Annotated in this window: 1 rRNA gene; it reads left to right on the forward strand. The window is 53.9% G+C overall.

Annotated elements, in window-relative coordinates:
- A 23S ribosomal RNA gene (locus GH660_RS17770) occupies positions 1 to 1,222 on the forward strand; the annotation flags it as partial.

Raw genomic sequence — 1,222 nt, forward strand, 5'->3', positions numbered from 1 at the left:
ATGGTGAGTGGAAGTATCTGGAAAGTTACATCACAGAAGGTGATAATCCTGTACACGAAGCCAGATCAGGCATAGCGGTATCCTGAGTAACGCGGGACACGAGGAATCCTGCGCGAATCTGCCGGGACCATCCGGTAAGGCTAAATACTCCCGTGAGACCGATAGCGAACGAGTACTGTGAAGGAAAGGTGAAAAGAACCCCGAGCAGGGGAGTGAAATAGTTCCTGAAACCATGCGCCTACAAGCGGTCGGAGCATTGTAAGATGTGACGGCGTGCCTTTTGCATAATGATCCTACGAGTTACCGTCACTGGCGAGGTTGAGTACCATGAGGTACGTAGCCGCAGTGAAAGCGAGCCTGAACAGGGCGCACAGTCAGTGGGGGTAGACGCGAAACCAAGTGATCTACACTTGGCCAGGATGAAGTCCCGGTAACACGGGATGGAGGTCCGCACCAATAAGCGTTGAAAAGCTTCTGGATGAGCCGAGTGTAGGAGTGAAAGGCCAATCAAACTTGGAGATAGCTCGTACTCCCCGAAAGGCATTTAGGTGCCGCGTCGGATGGTCACCGTGAGAGGTAGAGCGACCGATAGGACAAGAGGGCTTCACCGCCTATCGAGTCCTGACGAACTCCGAATGCTCACGGTTTGCAGTCCGGCAGTAAGGGGGCGGGTGCTAAGGTCCGTCCCCGAGAGGAGAAGAATCCAGACCGCCGTCTAAGGTCCCGGAGTTCTGCCTGAGTTAGTCTAACGAAGTCTGGTCCCTATGACAGCTAGGATGTTGGCTTGGAAGCAGCCATTCATTCAAAGAGTGCGTAACAGCTCACTAGTCGAGGGTCCGGGCATGGATAATAATCGGGTATAAGGCAGACACCGAAGGCGCGGGATAGCATATTAAAAAGTATCGGTAGGGGAGCATACTCACAGCGTCGAATGGTGTACGTAAGTTATCCTGGAGCGGTGAGTAAAGCAAATGTAGGAATAAGTAACGATAAGGAGGGTTAGATTCCCTCCCGCTGTAAGACCAAGGTTTCCCGGGCAATGCCAATCAGCCCGGGGTCAGTCGGGTCCTAAGTCTAAGCCGAACGGCGATGGCGATGGCAGAGACGGTTAATATTCCGTCACTGCCGCATGGGGCGACGTGGAGACGGAGCAGTGAAACCACCGCGGGGCGACGGAAGTCCCCGTTGAAGAGTGTAGGTGTTGAGGATGGCAGGCAAATCC

This window comes from Dechloromonas sp. H13 (assembly GCF_009469615.1).
Lineage (GTDB): Bacteria > Pseudomonadota > Gammaproteobacteria > Burkholderiales > Rhodocyclaceae > Azonexus.